Source organism: [Clostridium] symbiosum ATCC 14940, from assembly GCF_000466485.1.
Classification (GTDB): domain Bacteria; phylum Bacillota; class Clostridia; order Lachnospirales; family Lachnospiraceae; genus Otoolea; species Otoolea symbiosa.
Genome location: NZ_KE992808.1, coordinates 1 through 1,491 on the forward strand (window position 1 = coordinate 1; position 1,491 = coordinate 1,491).

1 protein-coding gene is annotated in these 1,491 nt (G+C 43.3%); it reads right to left on the reverse strand.

The features are described from left to right. Positions 1–43 precede the first annotated feature (43 nt). Positions 44–1,357 carry an IS30 family transposase gene (locus tag CLOSYM_RS02400; protein ID WP_044902065.1) on the reverse strand — a complete coding sequence of 438 codons (1,314 nt, stop codon included), beginning with the start codon at positions 1,355–1,357 and terminating at the stop codon, positions 44–46. Between the last annotated feature and the right edge of the window lie 134 nt (positions 1,358–1,491).

Here is a 1,491-nt window from a genome sequence, read left to right on the forward strand (position 1 = left end):
GAAAAGTTTACTTCCAGTCCGACAGCAGATTTTTGTAAGTTAGTTAACGGTTATAGCGGATCAGCTTAGGTGTCAGATTGACCTCGTCGGGGGCAATGCGCCTAAGCTGAAGTGCTTTTAAAGTATCTTCGCCAAAGGATTCCAAAGCCAATTCGTATGGTGTTTTGCCATTCAGACTTTCACGGGGCGTGGAATTGATATGGTCCACAATCCGATTCACATCCCACTGTGTCAGGAATTCAAAACTGGTTCCTTTAGGAAGTACCATACGCAGCATAGTGTGAACATTTTCAACACCACCTTTCTGGCCACTGCGCATGGGATCGCAGTAGTATAGGCTGCAGCGTTGGAACCCGTTGATTCCGGTCTCTAATGCGTCCGGGTCCCCAAATTCAGAGCCACGGTCAGTTAACGTATATTCAAATAGGGAAAGAAACTTATAAGTGCCAAGACGCTTCTCCAGGTGGTCAAAGACAAGCCGTACAGCGCCATTTGTACAGCGGTTCATCAGAAAGGCAAGAAATAGTTTCTCTTTAGTAAAATAGAGCGTTAACAACGTTTTTCTGGACTCTCGTGAGGAGTGGACTGTATCCATTTCTGTAAATGAATTAAGTCCTAACCCTTGAAAATCGAGATAGGTTCTGCCTGTAAATACAGAACGATCCGTAATCTGGGTCTTGTGGCATCTACGTGGTTTGAACTTGGGTTTTCGCTTTAAATCAATGTTTCTGGAAGAGAATAGTCCCTTATCAATGTAGGTGTAAATGGTACGTACAGACATGCCCAGCTCCGGATGGTTTACGGCAATCTGATAGGGAGACTGTCCCTGTTCAATCAATGGGGAGATGATCCTATCTTTTTGATGTAATTCGTGCTTTGTAATGCTTATGCCGCTTCTGGAGTCCTTGAGAATCTGGTGGTACTTACGATCAGCAAAGTGCGCATTGTAGGTATACTTGTGAGCAATCGTGCAGTGAGAAATCTTCTTGTCACAACCATTGCAGACATAGGGAGCCTTGTCCAGCCGGGAGCAATGTTCCTTTTGAAAATCGGGGCAGGTCTGGTTGCAGGTAGGGCAGGAAGTACATTTGATGCCACAAACAAGGATCTTATTGCAGACGTTCACTTTGCGACAGTTGTATCTTCGTACACAAAAGTTCTTTGCATTATAGAAGGAGCCCTTGTGATACCAGTCGGAGGCTCTACGCAATTTCACTTCTTTGGAAATGGTAGTTGGATCCTTGCAGAGATATTTAGCGATGTCCTTGAAAGAACGCCGCTGATTTAAAGAGTTCTCAATAAAAACACGATCCTCAAGTGTGAGATGCTTCTGGTTACCAGGAATAAATTTACTCATAAAAATCATCTCCTTCTACTGCTGTCAGAAGGAGATATAAAGATATCATGTATGTATGAAAGAGTAAATATCAACTGTGCAGAAGTAAACTCCACCAGACAAATGGGGAGTGGAATTTACTTTTTCATTTCAGT

Bases quoted from the DNA above. Each gene is read 5' to 3' on its own strand.
- CLOSYM_RS02400 (WP_044902065.1), bottom strand. From the start codon at position 1,357: ATGAGTAAATTTATTCCTGGTAACCAGAAGCATCTCACACTTGAGGAT.